The organism is Desulfobacterales bacterium, assembly GCA_021647905.1.
Taxonomy (GTDB): domain Bacteria; phylum Desulfobacterota; class Desulfobulbia; order Desulfobulbales; family BM004; genus JAKITW01.
In genome coordinates, this window is sequence record JAKITW010000057.1 from 1 (window position 1) to 19786 (window position 19786).

Genomic DNA, 19786 nt, shown 5'->3' on the forward strand with positions numbered 1-19786 from the left:
CGCCGCCGCGGCGAAGCGAGTTCCTGCTTGATAGCCTGTTTATGAACAGCCGGCCCTTCTCAATGGAGCGGCCGTTGGTAGAAGAAAACCCCTTTCCCGATAGGAGGGGGTTTACTGAATGTTTACGGCGTAACTGATCACACAGGGCGTATAACTCCCCGCTATCATTACCTCAAGCCGGTGATCGCGCACATTGTGACACGAACGCCACCATCCGGGCCTTGATCTGAATCAACCCGGCCCAAAAAAATGACCGGTACGGAGATGAGGATGTTTTCTCTGAAACCTGGTATGCTATCCCGGCGTTATTTATCTATCTAATGGAATGTAAGAAAATTGCAAGGCACGCCTTGCGCCTTGACCGGAGTTGCCGCCAATGCCCTTACCGTTCCCGGCCACAACCCGGCCCGCCCGGGTCAGGACCCTGCTGGCGGCCCTGGTTCTTCTGGTGCTGTTCAACGGCTGCACCTCGTTGGTGGTCCGGGAACTGGTGGATCCGCTCTCTCTTTCCCTGGAGCGGCAGACCGATCTGCGGTTGATCGACGACGGGGCTCCGGCCCTGTTGTTGATTATTGACGGACTGATCAGTACCGATCCCGGCAACCTGGACCTGCTCATTGCCGGGGCCCGGGCCTATGCCGCCTACTGCGCTCTGCTCCAGCAGCAGGGCGCGGAGGAGCGGATTGTAATAGTAAGCCAAAAGGCCAAAATATACGGCCAGTCCATTCTGCATCGCTTTCCAGCCATCGGCAAAGGGGACCTGCCCGGGCCGGTTGATTTTCCCAAGGCCCTGGCCACCCTTGACAAGAATGACGTGGAGGCCCTGTTCTGGGCCGGCTATGCCTGGTCCACCTGGATTCTGGCCCAACAGGGCGCGCCAGCGGCCATGATCGATCTGCCCTATGTTGAGCAGATCATGCTCCGGGTGGTAGCCCTTGATGAAACATATTACCATGGCGGGGCCCATCTCTTCCTCGGGGTCTATTACGGCAGCCGGCCCGAGATCCTCGGCGGCAGGCTCGAACTCAGCCGGTCCCATTTCGAACGGGCCCTGGTTGTGGCAAAACGTTGTTTTCTGCCCGTCCAGGTGGCCTATGCCGAGACCTATGCCCGGATGAGTTTCAACCGGAAGCTGTTTGCCGACCTCTTGAACGAGGTCCTGGCCGCGCCCGCAACAGAGGGTGACATGGCTGCCAGCAACCGGTTGGCCAAACAAAGGGCTGAAAAACTATTAGCGGCAATAGATGATTATTTTTAGGAGCAGTCCCATGGCAATACGCCTCAGTAAAAAAATCCTCCTCCTTTTTCTGGTCGCCGGTCTATGCATCGGCCTCAGTCAGCCGGCCCGGGCCAAGCGGCCCGGGTATCTCTTCAAGGTGGCCTCGCTGGCCCCGGACGGCAGCGTCTGGGCCACCCATTTCCGCGAGTTTGCCGACCGGGTGAGCAACAGAACCAACGGCGAGGTGGGGTTCAAGATCTACTCCGGCGGGGTCATGGGAGATGACCGCTCCATGTATCGCAAGATGCGGGTGGGGCAGATCCACGGCGGCGGCTTCACCATGACCGGGATCGGCGAGGTGGTCCCCGACTTCCGGGTACTGGGCATCCCTTTTCTGTTCAACTCCTACCAGGAGGTGGACCGGGTGGTGGAAAGGCTGTGGCCCCGGTTGAAACAGAAATTTGCCGACCAGGGGTTGGAACTGATGGCCCTCTCCGAGGTGGGCTTTGTCTATACCATGTCCTCCCTGCCCATCCGCGGCCTGGACGATCTCCGGCAGAGCAAGTGCTGGGTCCCCTCCGGAGACCCGATCAGCATGGCATTTTTACAGACCGCCCGGGTGACGCCGGTGCCCCTGCCCATCCAGGACGTACTCACCTCGCTGCAGACCGGGATGATCAACACCACCTTTAATTCCTTTTACGGCGCAATCATTCTGCAGTGGTATCCAACGATCAAATACATCACCGATATCCCCTTTGCCTATGCCTACGGCGCCTTTGTCCTTGACCAGAGGAAATTAGCGGCTCTGCCGTTGCAGTACAGAACAATCATGGCCGAGGAGGCCCGGACGACCTTTGCCCGGATGCTGGTTCAAACCAGGCAGGACAATGTGGAATCGCTCCAGGTGTTACAGAAGAGCGGGATCCGCCTGGTGCAACCCCTGCCGGAAACAGGCCCGGAGCTGGAGCGCTACCGGCAACAGACCGTGGACGCGATAATCGGCACGGCCTTTTCCCGGGAAATATACAGGGAGCTGATCGGCTATCTCAGCGAGTACCGCCGCCAGGCAGGGACCGGCCCGCCGGGTGGGGCGGCCGGGCCGGGAACAGAGTAATGGACGACCGCGCCGGGATCTGGAACAGTGTCCGGCAGGGGGCGGCCCAGTTGGAGGACCTCCTGCTCTCCCTGCTGCTGGTGGCGATGATCCTCCTTGCCTGCCTGCAGATCCTGCTGCGCACCTTTTTTGCCGGCGGCTTTCTCTGGGGCGATCCGCTGCTTCGCCACATGGTGCTCTGGGCCGGGATGTTCGGGGCCGCGGTAGCCACCCGCCAGGGGAAACACATTACCATTGATGTCGCCTCCCATCTCCTCCCGGAGCGGTGGCTGCCCTGGCTGGCGATTGTCAACAATCTCTTTGCCACCACGGTCACCGCAATACTCACCTATGCGGCAGTGGTCTTTGTCCGCAACGAGATGACCTATGGCCAGGGCTCGGCCCTGCCGGGCGTTCCCTCCTGGGGCCCGGGCCTGGTCTTTCCCCTGGCCTTCGGGCTGATCACCCTGCGTTTCCTCATCCAGACCGTTGCCGCGGCGCGCAAGGCGATCACCGGACCCACGGACAGCTGACGCCATGGGCCTGTTAAAGATCGTTCCGGTTCTCCTGGCCCTGCTCGGCAGCCCGCTCTTCGTGGTGATCGGCGCCCTGGCTTTACTCTCCTTTGCCAGCGTTCAAATCGACCTGTCGGTGATCTTCATCGAGATGTCCCGGCTGGGCGAGACCCCGGTCCTGGTCTCTCTGCCGCTCTTTATCTTTGCCGGCACCCTGCTTTCGGAAAGCAACACCGCCCAGCGGCTGGTCCGTCTCTCCCAGGTCCTGCTCGGCTGGTTGCCGGGCGGTCTGGCCGTGATTTCCCTGCTGGTCTGCGCCGTGTTCACCGCCTTTACCGGGGCCTCCGGGGTGACCATTGTCGCGGTGGGCGGCCTGCTCTTCCCGGCCCTGGTCAAGGACCGGTATTCGGAACGCTTCTCCCTGGGCCTGCTCACCTCTTCCGGCAGCCTGGGGCTGCTCTTCCCGCCCAGCCTGCCGTTGATCCTCTACGGGGTGGTGGCCGGGGTGCGGATCGATCACCTTTTTCTGGCCGGTATCCTGCCCGGGCTGGTGATGCTGGCTCTGCTGGCCGGCTACAGTATCTATCAGGGCGGCCGGACCGGCGGCAAAAGCCGGGAAAAGGAACCCGGCGGGATCAGGGCCGCGCTGCTGGCCGCGGCCTGGGAACTGCCGCTGCCGGTGATTATCCTCGGCGGGATCTACGGCGGGATCTTCATTGCCAGCGAAGCCGCTGCGGTCACCGCCCTCTACGTCCTGATCGTCGAGGTCTTCATCTACCGGGACGTGCCGCTCAAACGACTGCCCGCGGTCATGACCCGGAGCATGGTTCTATTCGGCGGCATCCTGGTGGTGCTGGGCACCTCGATGGCAGCCACCAATTTCCTGGTTGACCAGGAGGTGCCGGCCCGTCTCTTTGACTGGATCAAGATCTATATCCACAACAAGTACACCTTTCTCTTTGCCTTGAACATCTTCCTGCTCATCGTCGGTTCGATGCTCGATATCTTCTCGGCCCTGGTCCTGGTGGTGCCGATCATCATCCCCATTGCCCAGGCCTATGGGGTGGATCTGGTCCATCTGGGGATCATCTTTCTGACCAACCTCCAGATCGGCTACTGCACCCCGCCGGTGGGGCTGAACCTTTTTCTGGCCAGCTACCGGTTCGACCGGCCGGTGGCCACCCTCTATGTGGCCACCCTGCCTTTTCTCGGGCTCCTGCTGATCTGTCTGGCGATTATCTCCTATTTTCCCCAACTCAGCCTCTTTCTGGTGGAACTGCTGGGACGGTAGTCTCCGCACCCCCGCCGGACCGGGCACTATTTATAATGCATGAGCAAGGGCCCTGTTGTATAGTTTCCGGATCCTGACAACCCTGCTGCTGGTAAGCGAAGTAACCGTTCACCAGGGGCTACAGATTTACGGAAACCACCGGCCTGTAAGCGAATGGAATAAGACTCCGAGTACCCTGCTGCTAATTTTATGATTGCGGTTAACATTGAAAATCTGTCCGTGACCCTGGGTGGCAAGCCGATCCTGATCGATATCAGCGTCCAGGTGCATCAGGGCGAGTTTGTGGCGGTGCTCGGACCCAACGGGGCGGGAAAGTCGGTGCTGCTCAAGATTATCCTGGGTCTTATCCGGCCCTCCACCGGCCGGGTACGGGTCCTGGGACGCGCACCGGAAAAGGTGGAGGCCGAATGGATCGGTTATGTGCCCCAGGCCAAGACCCTGGACAAGCATTTTCCCGCCATAGCAATGGATCTGGTGGTCACCGGCCTGCACCGCCGCTGGCAGGGCTGGCTGTCGGCCGCGGAAAAAGGGGCGGCCCGGGCGGCCCTGGCCCGGATCGGGGCGGAACACCTGGCCGACCGGCCCATCGGCGCCCTGTCCGGCGGGGAACTGCAGCGGATCTATCTTGCCCGGAGCCTGGTGCGGCAGCCGCGGCTGGTGCTGCTCGACGAGCCGGTCACCGGTGTCGATACCGTGGGCGAGAGCGGGTTCTACGGAGTGCTGCGGGAATACCGCCGACAGACCGGGGCCACGATCATCATGGTCACCCATGACTGGGAGGTGGCCTCCCGTTACGCCTGCCATGTGCTGGTGCTCAACCGCCGGCTCATCGGCTTCGGGCCACCGGCCGAGGTCCTGTGTACCGATTGCCTGAAACGGGCCTATGGCGTGGCCACCATTCCCCGGCTCACCACCTGTCCACGGGATGATGCGGCGGCCTGATCAAAACAAAGGGAAAAAACATGCTGGAAGTTCTGGAACTGCCGTTTATGCAGCGGGCATTGCTGGCCGGGGTGATGATCGGGTTTCTGGCCAGTTATTACGGGGTCTTTGTGGTGCAGCGCGGCCTGGGTTTTCTGGGCAACGGACTGGCCCATGCCGCTTTCGGCGGGGTGGCCCTGGGGCTGCTTCTGGGGATGGAACCCCTGTGGATCGCCGCGCCGTTCACCGTGGCCATTGCCATTGCCATCACCTGGGTCCAGCAGCGAACCTCCCTGGCCTCGGATACGGTGATCGGCGTTTTTTTCGCCGCCTCCATGGCCATGGGGATCGTGTTCCTTTCGCTGAAACGTGATTACTCGGTGGATGCCTTTTCCTATCTGTTCGGCTCCATTCTGGCGGTTACCGGTACCGACCTGTGGGTCTCCGGGCTGGTGGTGTTCTTTTCCCTGCTCTGTCAACCCCTGTGGGGGCGCTGGGCCTATGCCACCTTTGACCGGGACCTGGCCCGTACCGACCGGGTGCCGGTGGTGCTGGATGAATATCTGCTGGCGGTATTGATCGCGGTGACCGTGGTGGTGGCGGTCAAGGTGGTGGGTATTGTGCTGATATCCGCCTTTCTGGTGGTGCCGGCCGCGGCGGCCCGGCTGCTGTCACAACGGTTCGCAGCCATGACCGTGCTCTCGGTCTGCATCGGGGTCACAAGCGTCCTGGGCGGCCTGGGCTGTTCCTACTGGCTCGACCTGCCCAGCGGCGCGACCATCGTCCTGCTTCAGACCGTGATTTTTCTGGTCAGCCTGGCGGTGAGCCGTTTCTTTCACGTGGGCGCCGGGCGGGTATCTCTTTAGGGGTCAGGGGTCAGCTCTCTTCCGATCCAAGCAGTTCCTCCACCCTTTTTTGTAGATAAAGGGCCAGTTCGTGTCTGTCCTTGGTCCGGTAGTCGCTGGTGGGGATCGGCCGGCCCAGCCGGATAACCACCTGACCGGGCTTCAGCAGCAACCTCCCCTTGGGCAGGATCTCAAAAGTACCCTGGATGGCGGTGGGCACCAGGGGGACCCCGGCCTTGATCGCCAGGACCATGGCCCCGGCCTTGAAGGGCTGGAGCCGGCCGTCCCGGCTGCGGGTGCCCTCGGGGAAGATGATCACCGAGGTCCCTTCGGCAATGCGCCGGGCCGCCTTGTCCAGGCTCTTCAGGGCCGCCCGGCCCCGGGAGCGGTCAATGGGGATGTAGCCGGCCAGCCGCATTGCCGGGCCCCAGATCGGCACCTTGAACAGCTCTTTCTTGGCCAGCCATCTGAAATCGCAGGGCAGGTATCCCTGCAGGGTGATGATATCAAACTGGCTCTGGTGGTTGGCGGCAAAGATATAGGGCTGGTCCGGGTCCAGGTTCTCCGTCCCCTCGACCCGGACCGAGACCCCGCCGGCCCTGCAGATGATTCGGCCCCACAGGCGGACCAGAACATGGCAACTGCTGGTCGAGCGGCGCAACACCCCGAGCCAGACCAGGGCGATAATACTGACCAGCAGGGTCAGGACCAGGGCCAGCACCAGCATGAACAGGGCACGGAGAAAAAGCAGGACCCTCATGGCATCACTGGATTCCAGATAATGGACCGAGTCCTTTTTTCTTGATCTCCCCCATCAATTTCTGCGGTTCCGTCCGAAAAGAGGTCACCATTTTTTTCTCGGGCTCAATGAACTGGTCATCGAAGTTGATCAGGTTGAGATGGGTCCAGCGATTGAGATAGTAATTGATGATCTGGGGCAGTTCGGTGTAGATCGTGGCCTCCGGGTTCGGGTCTGAAAAACTTGAATTGAGCAGTTTTGCCGCGGAAAGGGTCTGGGTGCGGTAAAAGTTTTCAAGAAACATCAGCTCAGCCGGCAGCCGGGCCCGCACCCCGATCTTGCCCAGCACCTGAAAGAGCGAACCCATGAAGCCCTTGGCCATTTTCGCAAGCGGGTAGGGGATGTAGATCTTCTTGGGGGTGGAGGAGTTCAACAGCGATTTGATGGTCAGAATCAGCTCGTCCAGCCGTACCGGCTCCGGATCGACAAAGTTATAGGTCTGCCCGGAGAATTCCTCCCGGTGTTGCAGAATATGATGCACAAAGTAAGGGAGCTTGTTGGCATTGGAGTAGGAATGCATTACCCCCTTTTTGGTCAGGAGAAAAAGCATTGAGTCCTCAACAATGGAGAAGAGCATTCGCTGGATGCCCTGGATCTTGTGGTCGTGCTGGCCATAGACCACCGCCATCCGGATTATGGTGTAATCCAGTCCCTCTGTCTGATGCATATGCTCGAGGGTCTGCTCGGACATGAGCTTGGACTTGGCATAGTTGGAGAGTCGCGAGGTCAGGGGCAGGAAGTCTTCTTCTTTTAAATTCTCGCCCATGGGCAGGGTGGCGGCGGAACTTATGTGGATGTAGGGGATATTCAGGGCCAGGGCGGCCCGGGCCAGGTAGAGGCTGCCCAGGTAGTTGACCTCCAGGCAGAGTTCCTCGTCACTGTTGATGGTGGCAATGGCCGAGTTGATGATGAAATCCGGCCGCACCTTGCGGCAATAGTTGCGGATATCCTCCTGGGAACGCAGGCTCAGCTTTTTGCTGTTGGGCGCGCGGATCTCCACTTCGTTGGGGAGCTTGGTCTTGAAGTAATGGGTGATGTACCCCCCGATCAGTCCGGAACCGCCGATCAGCAACCCCTGTATTTTCGATGAATTCGCCGGTCTCTTTGTCTGGTCCATTGTGGGTGGGTTCGGTGTTATCAGCAGTCACCGGCAGCGACCCTGGTTGCGGGAAGCAGGGGTTTCCTGTTGGTCTCGGGGAAAAAACGTACCATGGGGTTGCCGGGTATTTCGGGTTGAAAAGAGACCCTCCGGATACGTCAATCTTGTCTGGTGGCCGGGTATCAGTTACGTATAGAAGTGTTTTGCCGGTTCCTTGAAAAGGTTTTTCATACTCGCTCTGCATGGTGAAGTCAAGTCGAAGCTGGGCCACCGGCCCGGCGAGCTGGCCGGTGGCCTTGCGGCTCCAGGGTCATTCGGGGAAAATGAATGAGTATGATGCGGAATAGACGTCAGCGCGGGCAGTGAGCAGCCTCCCCTGGAACATGGCCCCGTTGGCCAGGATCTGCCTGAGTTCCAGGCCCGGGGGCAGGGTTTCGTGGAAGATCTTTCACTCCCCTATATCTCTTTTCTGGCAAAGATCAAGAGTAAAATCGCCACCACCATTGCGCAGTACAGCGCGACATTGACCAGGGGATGCACCGGACCGATGGCCTGGAACCGGTCGTTGCTGATCATGGTGGCAGCGTAATGCTGGACCATGGAGAGCTTGGGATAGATGAGCCGCCACCAGGCCGGCTCCGGGGCCGCGCTGTTCTGGAGGACGTTATGGGCTATGGAGGAGTGCATCAGGCGGATGGCATTGTCGGAGATAAAGCCCAGGCCGATGAGCCCCAGGGCGGTGAGCGCGGTCATGAAGCCGGGCAGGATCAGGGAGCAGAGCAGGGTCAGTCCAATGGCAAAGAAGATGTTCAGTGAACAGATGAGCGAGGCGGCCAGGTAGCCGGGCAGGACAACCCCGGTCTTGTGCCAGGCGATCAGCATGACGGTGGTATGGAGCATGAGCATGAACAGCGAGACCAGCAGCCAGAGCCCGCCCAGCCGGCCCAGGACGTACTGGGGCCGCGATACCGGCCGGCAGAGATAAAGGACCATGGTGCCGTCGTTCCAATCATTGGGCAGGATCGACATCGAGATCAGCACCGCCATCAGCAGCATCCCGCCGGCGATCAGATGAAAGGCAAAGAGCGAGGCGTAGCGGGCCACGGTAATACCATCGACCGGCTGGTGATTGATCATGTAACTGGCGTTGTAACAGCCGCGCAGGGAGAGCACCAGGAGCAGGGCCACGGCCAGCAGCAGATAAAAACTTTTCCGCTGCAGCTGGTCCTGCACCGTGTACCAGGCGATGCGCAGGACCTTAGCCATTTTTCCCCTCCATGGCGCGGACGAACACCTCCTCAAGGGTCTCGCCCGGGCCGACCATGGCGCTGAGCCTGTCCTTGGCCAGCAGCCGGCCGTGGTTGATAAGGGCCACGGTGTCGCAGATCTTTTCCACCTCGGAGAGGATGTGCGAGTTGATTACAATGGTGGCGCCGGCCTGGTTGAGGGATTCGAGAATGCAGCGTATGTCGCGGATGCCAAAGGGGTCGAGCCCGGCGGTGGGCTCGTCCAGGACCAGCAGTTGCGGCCCGCCCAGGAGTGCCGCGGCCAGGCCGATCCGCTGTTGCATGCCCTTGGAATAGCCATTGGCCCTGTTCCGGGATTCGGCCCGCATCCCGCACAGCTCAAGGACCCGGTCGATCTCGGCCCTGGCCGCCCTGCCGGTCAGGTCGATCAAGGCCGCGCTCCGGGCCAGATACTCCCGCCCGGTCAGCCGGGGCGGGATCCGCTGTTGTTCCGCAAGGTAGCCGGTTTTCGCCCGGGAGGCAGGGTCGGCCGCGGGTAGATCGTTGACGGTCAGGGTGCCGGCGGTGGGCCGGACCAATCCCATGATCATCTTGACAATGGTGGTCTTGCCCGCCCCGTTGGGACCGAGCAGCCCGAACACCTCCCCTTTGTCTACCTGGAGAGATACCCGGTCCACGGCCCGGGCCGGGCCGTATGTCTTGGTTACCGAGGTGAGCTTGAGCATTTTTTAATGCCTGTCCCCGCTCCGCTGCCGGCCCAAAGAGCGGCCGTCCGGTGCAGCGGGCGAGTTGGATATTCTTTTTCAATTGACGGCTGTCGGCAAACCTGGCTAACTGATAAAAAATCCCAGGTCTCATCTCTCCCCGGCAGCATTGCTGCAAGGCGATCGTTTAATCGGGCTGCGTCTTCTTTTTCGTCGCTCCAGGAGAACAGAGAGCGCAGAGTATAATTTTTTTAAAAAGTCAAGACAAGGAGGGTGTGTCAATGAAAACCATGCTGAAGTTTTTTTTAGTGGTGGCGATCGGAACGTTCATAACGCCGCTTTTTCTCCATGCCGGGGAGGTGGATATCGACCAGGTCAGGAAAACGGTTCACCACCTGTCCAGTTTAGTCAAGGAAGGCCAGCCCTCTGTTTCGATCAGGAAATTGAAACAGGTCCTGGGCAGCGACGAGAAATTCGTCCTGCTCGACGTCCGCACCGCGGCCGAATTCGAGGCCGGCCATATCGGCGGCGCCCTGAACATCTCCCGGGGCCGGATTGAATGGCTGATCCCGAAGATCATCAAGAAAACCGACATGACCATTTACGTCTACTGCCGCACCGGCGAGCGGTCCGGTTTTGCCGCCGAGCGGCTCCTGGAGATGGGCTACTCCAAGGTGTTCCACGTCAAGGACGGCTTCCGCGGCTGGTTGCAGTCAGGGTACTCGATATACAACCGGCATGGCGAGTTTGTCCTTGTCCCCGGCGGGTTCGAAAAAAGAGAGCCCACCGTGGGACAGGAGTAAGCCTCCTGAATAGTAACCACTTACAGGGCGGTGCGACCACCTGTCGAGTACACTCCTTACCCTGAATACGTTCGTGTAATAATTATCGAGATGGACCTGTGGCTTGGCTTGACGCTGATATTCTTTATGGCCGGCCTGATCCAGGGGATGACCGGCTTCGGGGCCGGGTTGCTGGCCATGCCCCTGCTCGCCTTTTTTCTCGATATCCGGGTGGCAGTGCCGCTCTGCATGCTGAACGGCCTGATCATCACCGCCTATCTCTCCCTGCAGCTCAGAAAATATGCCGACTGGCAGAAGATCATGCCGCTGTTGATCGGCTGCCTGCCCGGGGTCGTGGCCGGGGTGGCGCTGTTGAAAAAAATCGACCAGACCCTGCTCAAGGTATTGCTCGGCCTTTTGTTGATCGCCTATTCCGGCCACCGGCTCCTGTTCACGGTGCGGCCCCGGCCGGTACAGCGCGGCTGGGCCTATCTGGCCGGGTTTGCCACCGGCGCGATCAGCGGGGCCTTCAGCGCCGGCGGCCCGCCGACCATCATCTACACCACCCTGACCGGCTGGAACAAGGATGAGATCAAGGCCACCCTGTCGGTCTTTTTCTTTATCAGCGGGGTGGCCACTGCAATCGGCCATGCGGTCAGCGGCCTGACCACGGTCACGGTGCTCGGTTTCATGGTTGTCACCGGGCCGGCGGTCTTTGTCGGGGTGGCCCTGGGTTCTTATTATTCCCGGCACTTCAGCAGCGAGGGCTACATCAGGCTGATCCTGGTCATCCTGCTCCTGCTCGGCATCCTGATGATCAGATAATCTCGCTGCTGCCGATCACCCGGTCATCATCATAGAAGACCGCGAACTGGCCCGGGGTCACGGCCCGCTGGGGCTCCTTAAAACGGATGGTTAATTGGCCGTCGGGGCCTGGGAAGAGCACGGCCGGGTCGGGCTGGTGGCGGTAGCGGATCCGGACCAGGTACTCTCTGGGAAGCACGGGCGGCTCGGGTACCAGCCAGTTCACCGTGGTGACCGTCAGCTCCTTCTGCCAGAGATCCTCCTCTTTGCCCACGATCACCGCGTTTCGTGCCGGGTCAATAGCAAGCACATAGTAGGGGGTGGCATCGGGCAGCCCCAGGCCCCGGCGCTGGCCCACGGTATAGGCGTGGATTCCCTGGTGGCGGCCCAGCTCCTGACCGGACCGGTCGAGAATCATGCCGGCAGGGGGATGGGCGCCGGTATTCAGAAACCCGGCCAGGTCTTTTCCCTTGAGGAAACAGACGTCCTGGCTCTCCCGGCCGTGTACCCCGGCCAGGCCCAGTTCCGCGGCCAGCAGGTAGACATACTGTTTGGTATATTCGCCCAGGGGAAAGCGGATGTTTATCAGCTGCTCCGGGGTGAGCCGGGCGAGAAAGTAGGACTGGTCCTTTTTCGGGTCCACGCCCCGGCGGAGCATGGGGTGGTCCTGGGAATTAAACTCCAGCCGGGCATAGTGGCCGGTGGCCATCAGCCGCGGACCGCGGCCCAGGATCGTTTGCAAAAGCCGGCCGAATTTGATCTCCCGGTTGCAGACCATGCAGGGGTTGGGGGTGCGGCCGGTAAAATAGCTGTCCCGGAAATAGTCGAGCACCTCCTGCTGAAAGGCATCGGCCAGGTCGATTACGAAAAGCTCCACCTTGAGCCGGTCCGCCACCTGCCGGACCCGGTCCACCTGGGCCGCCAGGTCGGGCTGGCCCAGGTTCATGAAAAAGCCCCGGACCTGGTAGCCCTCGTTCTTGAGCAGCGCGGCGGTCACCGAGGAATCCACCCCGCCGCTCATGGCAACGCCTATACTCTGGTTCTTGTTGCTGCTCATCCCCACCCCTGCTATGCTGGTTGGCCCGAGTGCGCTGATCCGCCGGTTCCCGGTGCCTGTCTGGTTGTCCCGAACAGGCGCGGTCCACGGGAAGAGCGGTCGGCAACCGCTTGTTTTTTCAGCTGGTGCCGCCCTGAAACAGGGCTGGTTGCTTTTGTTATGATATCAGCAGGAGCGGCGAGCGCGGTTCCTGTGGGTTATGCAAAGATTTCGGCTGCGCAAAGCAACTGCGTCTGGCCTCAATTCTTAGGAAAATACGCCATTGGCTCGGAAAAAGAAAGCGTTATGAGAAAAATCCCCGAACTGCTGGCCCCGGCCGGCAGTTTTGAAAAAATGGTTGTCGCGATTCATTACGGCGCTGATGCGGTTTACTGCGGCACCGACAGCTACAGCCTCCGGGCCCATGCCGGCAACTTTACCATCGACCAGCTGGCCGAGGCGGTATCCTACGCCCATGGCCGGGCGGTCAAGCTCTATGTGGCAGTCAATATCTTTGCCCGGGAAGGCGATTTCGCCGAGCTTGACCCCTATCTCCTGGCCCTGGCTGAAATGGGGGTGGACGGGCTGATCATCTCCGACCCCGGGGTCCTGGTCCGGGCCCGGGAGCTTGTCCCCCGGCTCCGGGTGCATCTCTCCACCCAGGCCAATGTGACCAACAGCCGCAGCGCCCGGTTCTGGAACCAGCAGGGCGCGGCCCGGCTCAACCTGGCCCGGGAACTGTCCATTGCCGAGATCAGGGCCATAGCCGAGCGGCTGGCCGATGAAAAGAATCTGCTTGAGCTGGAGATGTTTGTCCACGGCGCCCTCTGTATCTCCTGGTCGGGCCGCTGCCTGTTGAGCCGCTATCTCACCGGCCGGGACGCCAACCAGGGCGACTGCGCCCAGCCCTGCCGCTATTCCTACGCCCTGGTCGAGGAGAAGCGGCCGGGCCAATACTTTCCCATCAAGGAAGATAGCCGCGGCTCCTACATCATGAACAGCAAGGATCTCTGCCTGCTCAGGCGGCTGCCCGAGTTATGCGGGATCAATAATGTGAACAGCCTCAAGATCGAGGGGCGGATGAAGAGCGTTTTTTATGTGGGCGGCGTGGTCCGGGTCTACCGGGCCGCCCTGGATTATATCGCTGCCGCCCGCGCCGCCGGTGAGTCCTTGGCGCGGATCAGGCTGCCGGAGGATTTTTTTATTGAGATCGAGAAGATCGGCACCCGGGGCCATACCGAGAACTTTGCCGACGGCGCACCCGCGGCAGGGGGGATGCTGTACCAAGGCCCGCGCCTGGCCCAGGGCATGGAGCCGGCCGGGATCGTCCTGGCCCGGGAGAGCGATAAAAAGCTCCGGGTCGGGGTGCGCAACCAGCTGGCTGCGGGTGAGAAGCTGAAGTACCTGGGCCCGGGCCTGGAGAGTGAAACCCTGACCATCAACCGGCTGGTCAGCGAGAGCGGTGATATGGTGGACCAGGCCCATCCCGGCACCAGGGTGATTCTGGAAACAGCAAGGCCGTTCTCCGCCCTGGTGGCGAAAAACGGCCTTTTAACAAAAACTTGAACTTCATGCACGATGAAGCTTAGCAGCTCTTGAGTCCTCAGCCGCTGCCCTTGGCCGGCGCTGCCGGCGCGCTGCTCATCGAGTCCGCAGTGCCGAGGATATGCTGGCGGGAGACCTTGACCCGGAGCTTGTCGGCGATCTCCAGGGTGACCACCCGGTCGGTGAGCCCGGTGATGGTCCCGTACAGGCCGCCAGTGGTCACCACCTCATCCCCCTTTTTCAGGTTGGCCAGGAATATCTGCTGATCCTTGGCCTTTTTCTGCTGGGGCCGGATGAGCAGGAAGTAGAAGATGACAAAGATCAGGATCAGGGGGAGAAAGGACATGATCCCCCCCCCGGATCCGGCTGCGGGTGCGCCGCCGTTGGCGGCAAAAGCGATGGCTAACATAAAACTACCTCCATATTTTGTTGGCTTGGGTATCACTCCATAGGGGCTGACCAATGCGGCCGGCCTGTAATCATGACTGTTCCCGGTTGTTGTAAAAATCCCTTCTGAACCGCAGGAACCGGTCCTCTTCGATTGCCTGCCGCATCTCCCGTATCAACCGGGTGTAACAGGCCAGGTTGTGGACAGTGTTCAGGTGGTTGGCAAGGATCTCTCCGGACATGTAGAGGTGCCTGAGATAGGCCCGGGAATAGTTGCGGCAGGTGTAACAGGCGCACTCCTCGTCCACTGGCCGCGGATCGTTACGGTATTGCGCATTTTTTATAACAACTCTGCCCGTGGATGTAAAGAGCATTCCATTACGGGCGTTGCGGGTGGGCATCACGCAGTCGAACATATCCACCCCCTGGAACACCCCCTCCACCAGGTCCTCGGGCCGGCCCACCCCCATCAGGTAGATGGGGTGGTCCTGGGGCAGTAATGCGACCGTGGCCCCGGTGATCTCCTGCATCAGCTCCCGGGGCTCGCCCACGCTCAGGCCGCCCAGGGCGTAGCCGTCAAAGCCGATTTCCACCAATTCCTCCACTGCCCGGGCCCGCAGGTCCTGGTACATTCCGCCCTGGACGATGCCGAACAGCAGCTGGCCGGTGGAAGAGCGGGCCTCTTGGCAGCGCCGGGCCCAGCGGGAAGTCAGTTCAGTGGCCCGGATGGTCTCCTCCCGGCCGGCCGGATAGGGGATGCAGGTATCGAGCGCCATCATGATGTCCGCGCCCAGGGCCTCCTGGACCGCTATTGCCCCTTCCGGGCTCAGAAACAGGCTGCTGCCGTCCAGGTGCGATTTAAAGGAGGCGCCCTGCTCGGTGATCTTGGCCAGGTCCCGTAACGAAAAAATCTGGAACCCACCGGAATCGGTGAGCATCGGTTGGTCCCAGTGCATGAACCGGTGCAGACCGCCCAGCTCGCGGATCAGCTCGTGGCCGGGCCGGACAAAGAGGTGGTAGGTGTTGCCGAGGATGATCTCCGCGCCCACCTCTTTCAGGTCTTCCGGGGTCATCGCCTTGACCGTGGCCCGGGTGCCCACCGGCATGAAGACCGGGGTCTGGAATATGCCGTGCGGGGTGGTTACCTGGCCCCGGCGGGCCGCGCATTCCGAGGAGCGGTTATGGAGGGTAAAGGGAGAGACAGGTCTCATCTTTTATCCTGGTTCCGCCACAGGGAAAATAGTCGGGCAATGCCCTGTTCGGCCAGCACAAAGAGCTGGTCGAATTGGGCCCGGCTCAAGGGCTGCCCCTCGGCGGTACACTGCACCTCGATCAACCGGCCGCCCCTGGTCATGACGAAGTTGGCATCCGCCTCGGCCCGGGAGTCCTCGCTGTAGTCCAGATCAAGCAGCGGCTGGGCGTCTACCATCCCGGCGCTGACCGCCGCGACCGGGGTGATCTCCGGCATCTCGGCGAGCAGCCCCCTGGCCTTAAGACCAATAAGGGCATCATGGATCGCCAGCGCACTGCCGGTGATCGCCGCGGTGCGGGTGCCGCCGTCGGCCCGGAGCACGTCGCAGTCCACCCGCAGGGTCCGCGGACCGAGCGTGCCCAGGTCGACCATCATCCGCAGTGAGCGGCCGATCAACCGCTGCACCTCAAAGGTACGGCCGGAGCGGCCCCGGACCGCCTCGCGGCTGGTGCGGCTGTGGGTGGCGCAGGGCAGCATCCCGTACTCGGCGGTGATCCAGCCCTGGCCCGAGTCTTTCAGGAACGGCGGCACCGACTCCTCCACGGTCACCGCGCAGTTGACATGGGTGTGGCCCATCCTGATCAGCACCGAGCCGTCGGCCCAGGGCTGGAAGCCCCGCTCAATGGAGAAGGCCCGCAGCTCATCATTGCCCCGCTGATTATTCCGCATATTTTTCTCTTTTTCCGATGTGCTTGAGGTAACCATGACAAGTAAACGTAGTGCAGATGTGCGTGATCAGCGTAGCCGGCTATAGTAGTCCTGTGCCGGCTACGCTGAGCGCGTGCAGATGCCGCCACTGCCGGACGTTTACTCCCATTCAATGGTGCCGGGGGGCTTCCCGGTGATATCGTACACCACCCGGGAGACGCCGCGCACCTCGTTGGCGATCCGCCGGCAGACCTGATCAAGGAACTCGTAAGGCAGGTGGGCCCAGCGGGCGGTCATGAAGTCCACTGTTTCCACGGCCCGCAGGGCAATGACATGGGCGTACTGGCGGTTGTCGCCGACCACGCCCACCGACTTGACCGGCAGAAACACGGCAAAGGCCTGGGAGACCTTGTCGTAGAGCTTGTTTTTATGCAGCTCCTCGATAAAGATGTGATCAGCCAGCCGCAGGGTGTCGGCATACTCCTTGTGGACCTGGCCCAGGATCCGCACCCCAAGGCCCGGGCCGGGGAAGGGATGGCGGGAGACCATCTCCGCGGGCAATCCCAGTTCCACCCCGATCTTGCGCACCTCGTCCTTGAACAGCTCGCGCAACGGCTCCACCAGGCCCAGTTTCATGTGCTCGGGCAGGCCGGCGACATTATGGTGGCTCTTGATCACCTTGGCCTTACCGGTCTTGGCCCCGGCCGATTCGATCACGTCCGGGTAGATGGTGCCCTGGGCCAGCCACTTGACATTGGTGAGTCTGCCGGCCTGCTCATCAAAGACCTCGATAAAACAGTTGCCGATGATCTTTCTTTTTTTCTCCGGATCAGCCTCGCCCTTAAGCCGGTCCAGGAAGCGCTGTTCCGCGTCGACCCGGATCACCTTGACCCCCATGTGGCGGCTGAAAGTGTTCATCACCTGATCGCCCTCATTCAAGCGCAACAGGCCGTTGTCGACAAATACGCAGGTGAGCTGATTGCCGATGGCCCGGTGCAGCAGGGCCGCCACCACCGAGGAGTCGACCCCGCCGGACAGGCCGAGCAGCACCTGGTCGTTGCCCACCTGTTGCCGGACCTGGGCAATGGCGTTGTCAATGATGTTGGCCGGGGTCCAGAGGCTGCCGCAGCCGCAGATCTCATGGAGGAAACGGTTGATGATCCGCTGGCCCTGGCGGGTATGGGTCACCTCGGGATGAAACTGCAGGCCGTAGAACCTGCGGGTCTTGTCGGCAATCCCGGCCAGGGGCGCGTTGTCGGTCTCGCAGATGGCGTGGAAGCCCTCGGGCAGTTTGTTGACCCGGTCGCCGTGGCTCATCCACACGTCGAGCAGGCCGTAGCCCTCGGGGCTGGCGTGGTCCTCGATATCCTTGAGCAGCAACGAGTGGCCCCGGGCCCGCACCTGGGCATAGCCGTATTCGCGCCGGCTGGCCGACTCCACCTCGCCGCCCAGTTGGGCGGCCATGGTCTGCATGCCGTAGCAGATGCCGAGTACCGGCACCTTGAGTTCAAAGACCAGGTCAGCGGCCCGGGGGGTCTCTGCCTCGTGTACCGACTGGGGACCGCCCGACAGGATGATGCCCATGGGAGCGAAGGCCTGGATCGCCTCCGGCTCCATGTCCCAGGGATGCAGCTCGCAGTAAACCCCGGCCTCGCGCACCCGCCGGGCAATGAGCTGGGTGTACTGGGAGCCGAAATCGAGGATAAGGATCTTTTCGCGGTGGATATCCATGGGACTATAGTGTCCTGTCAAGAAAGAAGTGGCGCAATATTGCGAAGTAATTTGGTGCGCCTGCAAGGCGCGGCTTTGGGCGCATAGCAGGGCTATGTAAGCGAAGCCGCAACGCAGCAGGCGCGTCAAAGGACGAGTAAGATAAGTCAGTTGTTTCTTGACAGGACATTAGCCCTCGATCCGGTAGTTGGGCGCCTCACGGGTGATGATCACGTCGTGGACATGGCTCTCCTTGAGGCCGGCCGCGGTGATCCGGACGAACTTGGCCTTTTGCTGGAGTTCTTTAATGTTGCGGGCGCCGAGATAGCCCATGCCGGAACGCAGCCCGCCCACCATCTGGTAGATCATCGCCGACAGCGGGCCCCGGAAGGGGACCTTGCCCTCAATGCCCTCGGGCACCAGTTTGGCGCTCTCCACCTGGTCCTGGAAGTAGCGGTCGCCGCTGCCCCGTTTCATGGCGCCCAGGGAACCCATGCCTCGATATGCCTTGTAGGTCCGGCCCTGGTAGAGGAATGTCTCTCCCGGGGTCTCTTCGGCTCCGGCAAAGAGGCTGCCGATCATCACCGTGTGGGCGCCGATGCCAATGGCCTTGGTCATGTCGCCGGAGAACTTGATCCCGCCGTCGGAGATGACCGGCACCCCGTGCCTGGCCGCCTCGGGGCAGCAGCCCATCAGGGCGGTGAGTTGAGGCACCCCCACCCCGGCCACGATCCGGGTGGTGCAGATGGAGCCGGGGCCCACCCCGACCTTGATTGCATCGGCGCCGGCCTTGATCAGGTCACCACAGCCTTCTACCGTGGCCACGTTGCCGGCAATGACCTGGAGATCGGGAAAGGCGCCCTTCAGCTCCCGGAGGGCATTGAGGATATTGCGGGAATGGCCGTGGGCCGAGTCGAGTACCACCACGTCCACCCCGTTGTTGATCAGCAACTCGGTCTGGGCAAGATAGTCATTGCCCACCCCGATGGCCGCGCCCACCAGGAGTCTGCCCTTGTCATCCTTGGCCGCATTGGGGAACTGTTTGATTTTTTCGATATCCTTGATGGTGATCAGTCCCTTGAGGTTGCCGGTATCGTCCACTACCAGCAGCTTTTCGATCCGGTGTTCATGTAACAGCGCCTTGGAGTGTTCCAGGGTGATTCCCGCCTTGGCGGTGACCAGATTCTTGCTGGTCATCACGTCGCGAACCAGGAGGTGATCGTCGGAAACAAAGCGAAGATCGCGGTTGGTGACGATGCCCACCAGTTTTTCACCGCTTAAGACCGGCACCCCGGAGATCTTGTAGGTGGCCATCAGGGTCTGGACTTCGCCCACGCTCTGGTCCTGGTCCACGGTGATCGGGTCGATGATCATCCCGGATTCCGACTTTTTGACCTTTTCCACCTCCAGGGCCTGTTCCTCAATGGTCATATTCTTGTGGATAATGCCGATCCCGCCTTCCCGGGCCATGGTGATGGCGGCGCGGTATTCGGTCACCGTGTCCATGGCCGCGCTGACCATGGGAATATGGAGCCGGATGTTCCGGGTCAGCATGGTCGAGGTGTCCACTTCGGTGGGGATGACCTCCGAGGCGGCCGGCACCAGCAGCAGGTCGTCAAAGGTATAGGCTGGTTCTATTTCATCGAACATTGCGGCAATCTCCTTCTGAAAATGCTGTCGGCTGAAGGGTAAAAAGGCAGGGTCGGTGTTTGCCCCACCAATAATCTCAACAAGTTATATGTGGAATTCCCTTTGACCACGGGTAAACATTCAGTAAACCCCCTCCTGTCGGGAAAGGGGTCTTCTTCTACCAACGGCCGCTCCATTGAGAAGAGCCGGCTGTTCATAAACAGGCTATCAAGCAGGAACTCGCTTCGCCGCAACGG

20 protein-coding genes are annotated in these 19786 nt (G+C 61.2%); 9 read left to right on the top strand and 11 right to left on the bottom strand.

What is annotated here, in order from left to right; all coding sequences use genetic code 11:
- Nucleotides 1–376: 376 nt before the first annotated feature.
- From L3J03_09080 to L3J03_09105, 6 genes are all read left to right on the top strand, one after another.
- Nucleotides 377–1258 carry a TRAP transporter TatT component family protein gene (locus L3J03_09080; protein ID MCF6291127.1) on the top strand — a complete coding sequence of 294 codons (882 nt, stop codon included), beginning with the start codon at nucleotides 377–379 and terminating at the stop codon, nucleotides 1256–1258.
- 10 nt (nucleotides 1259–1268) lie between these two features.
- Nucleotides 1269–2336, top strand: a complete 1068-nt coding sequence (dctP, locus tag L3J03_09085) for a TRAP transporter substrate-binding protein DctP (GenBank protein MCF6291128.1) — start codon at nucleotides 1269–1271, stop codon at nucleotides 2334–2336.
- The gene (locus tag L3J03_09090) at nucleotides 2336–2848 is read left to right on the top strand and encodes a TRAP transporter small permease (protein MCF6291129.1); all 513 of its coding nucleotides are present in this window, start codon (nucleotides 2336–2338) and stop codon (nucleotides 2846–2848) included. Before dctP ends, L3J03_09090 begins: the two co-directional genes overlap by 1 nt.
- A gap of 4 nt (nucleotides 2849–2852) precedes the next feature.
- On the top strand, nucleotides 2853–4121 hold the full coding sequence (locus tag L3J03_09095) for a TRAP transporter large permease subunit (protein MCF6291130.1): 1269 nt from the start codon (nucleotides 2853–2855) through the stop codon (nucleotides 4119–4121).
- Between the two features lie 189 nt (nucleotides 4122–4310).
- Nucleotides 4311–5063: an ABC transporter ATP-binding protein gene (locus tag L3J03_09100; protein ID MCF6291131.1), complete on the top strand. Its 753-nt coding sequence runs from the start codon at nucleotides 4311–4313 to the stop codon at nucleotides 5061–5063.
- Nucleotides 5064–5083: 20 nt separating this feature from the next.
- Nucleotides 5084–5908 (top strand): metal ABC transporter permease, encoded by an 825-nt coding sequence (locus L3J03_09105; protein MCF6291132.1) that lies wholly within the window; start codon nucleotides 5084–5086, stop codon nucleotides 5906–5908.
- A gap of 10 nt (nucleotides 5909–5918) precedes the next feature.
- Here the strand turns inward: L3J03_09105 and L3J03_09110 are convergent, their stop codons facing one another.
- From L3J03_09110 to L3J03_09125, 4 genes are all read right to left on the bottom strand, one after another.
- Entirely contained in the window at nucleotides 5919–6647 is a 729-nt protein-coding gene (locus tag L3J03_09110; GenBank protein ID MCF6291133.1) for a 1-acyl-sn-glycerol-3-phosphate acyltransferase, read from the bottom strand.
- Between the two features lie 4 nt (nucleotides 6648–6651).
- Nucleotides 6652–7803 (bottom strand): NAD-dependent epimerase/dehydratase family protein, encoded by a 1152-nt coding sequence (locus tag L3J03_09115; GenBank protein MCF6291134.1) that lies wholly within the window; start codon nucleotides 7801–7803, stop codon nucleotides 6652–6654.
- 438 nt (nucleotides 7804–8241) lie between these two features.
- A complete protein-coding gene (locus L3J03_09120) occupies nucleotides 8242–9051 on the bottom strand; it encodes an ABC transporter permease subunit (protein ID MCF6291135.1) in 810 nt (269 codons plus the stop codon).
- Nucleotides 9044–9757 carry an ABC transporter ATP-binding protein gene (locus L3J03_09125; GenBank protein ID MCF6291136.1) on the bottom strand — a complete coding sequence of 238 codons (714 nt, stop codon included), beginning with the start codon at nucleotides 9755–9757 and terminating at the stop codon, nucleotides 9044–9046. The genes L3J03_09120 and L3J03_09125 overlap by 8 nt, the downstream gene beginning before the upstream one ends.
- A 260-nt stretch (nucleotides 9758–10017) precedes the next feature.
- Between L3J03_09125 and L3J03_09130 the strand changes: the two genes are divergently transcribed.
- Both L3J03_09130 and L3J03_09135 read left to right on the top strand, forming a co-directional pair.
- The gene (locus L3J03_09130) at nucleotides 10018–10539 is read left to right on the top strand and encodes a rhodanese-like domain-containing protein (GenBank protein MCF6291137.1); all 522 of its coding nucleotides are present in this window, start codon (nucleotides 10018–10020) and stop codon (nucleotides 10537–10539) included.
- Nucleotides 10540–10647: 108 nt separating this feature from the next.
- Nucleotides 10648–11343 (top strand): sulfite exporter TauE/SafE family protein, encoded by a 696-nt coding sequence (locus tag L3J03_09135; protein ID MCF6291138.1) that lies wholly within the window; start codon nucleotides 10648–10650, stop codon nucleotides 11341–11343.
- Here the strand turns inward: L3J03_09135 and mnmA are convergent.
- On the bottom strand, nucleotides 11336–12379 hold the full coding sequence (gene mnmA / locus L3J03_09140) for a tRNA 2-thiouridine(34) synthase MnmA (protein ID MCF6291139.1): 1044 nt from the start codon (nucleotides 12377–12379) through the stop codon (nucleotides 11336–11338). The genes L3J03_09135 and mnmA overlap by 8 nt on opposite strands.
- A 285-nt stretch (nucleotides 12380–12664) precedes the next feature.
- Here mnmA and L3J03_09145 point away from each other — a divergent pair, with 285 nt between their 5' ends.
- A complete protein-coding gene (locus L3J03_09145) occupies nucleotides 12665–13924 on the top strand; it encodes a U32 family peptidase (protein MCF6291140.1) in 1260 nt (419 codons plus the stop codon).
- Nucleotides 13925–13961: 37 nt separating this feature from the next.
- On the opposite strand, the gene yajC is transcribed toward L3J03_09145, so the two are convergent.
- The 6 genes from yajC to L3J03_09175 all read right to left on the bottom strand — a co-directional run.
- The gene (gene yajC, locus L3J03_09150; protein ID MCF6291141.1) at nucleotides 13962–14312 is read right to left on the bottom strand and encodes a preprotein translocase subunit YajC; all 351 of its coding nucleotides are present in this window, start codon (nucleotides 14310–14312) and stop codon (nucleotides 13962–13964) included.
- Nucleotides 14313–14382: 70 nt separating this feature from the next.
- Nucleotides 14383–15501 carry a tRNA guanosine(34) transglycosylase Tgt gene (gene tgt, locus L3J03_09155; protein MCF6291142.1) on the bottom strand — a complete coding sequence of 373 codons (1119 nt, stop codon included), beginning with the start codon at nucleotides 15499–15501 and terminating at the stop codon, nucleotides 14383–14385.
- Nucleotides 15498–16211 carry a ribonuclease PH gene (rph, locus tag L3J03_09160; GenBank protein MCF6291143.1) on the bottom strand — a complete coding sequence of 238 codons (714 nt, stop codon included), beginning with the start codon at nucleotides 16209–16211 and terminating at the stop codon, nucleotides 15498–15500. The genes tgt and rph overlap by 4 nt, the downstream gene beginning before the upstream one ends.
- A 138-nt stretch (nucleotides 16212–16349) precedes the next feature.
- Nucleotides 16350–17921, bottom strand: a complete 1572-nt coding sequence (gene guaA, locus L3J03_09165) for a glutamine-hydrolyzing GMP synthase (protein ID MCF6291144.1) — start codon at nucleotides 17919–17921, stop codon at nucleotides 16350–16352.
- A gap of 168 nt (nucleotides 17922–18089) precedes the next feature.
- Nucleotides 18090–19550, bottom strand: a complete 1461-nt coding sequence (gene guaB / locus L3J03_09170; GenBank protein MCF6291145.1) for an IMP dehydrogenase — start codon at nucleotides 19548–19550, stop codon at nucleotides 18090–18092.
- On the bottom strand, nucleotides 19535–19786 hold a 252-nt coding region (locus L3J03_09175), incomplete at its 5' end, for a hypothetical protein (protein MCF6291146.1). The genes guaB and L3J03_09175, both read right to left, overlap by 16 nt.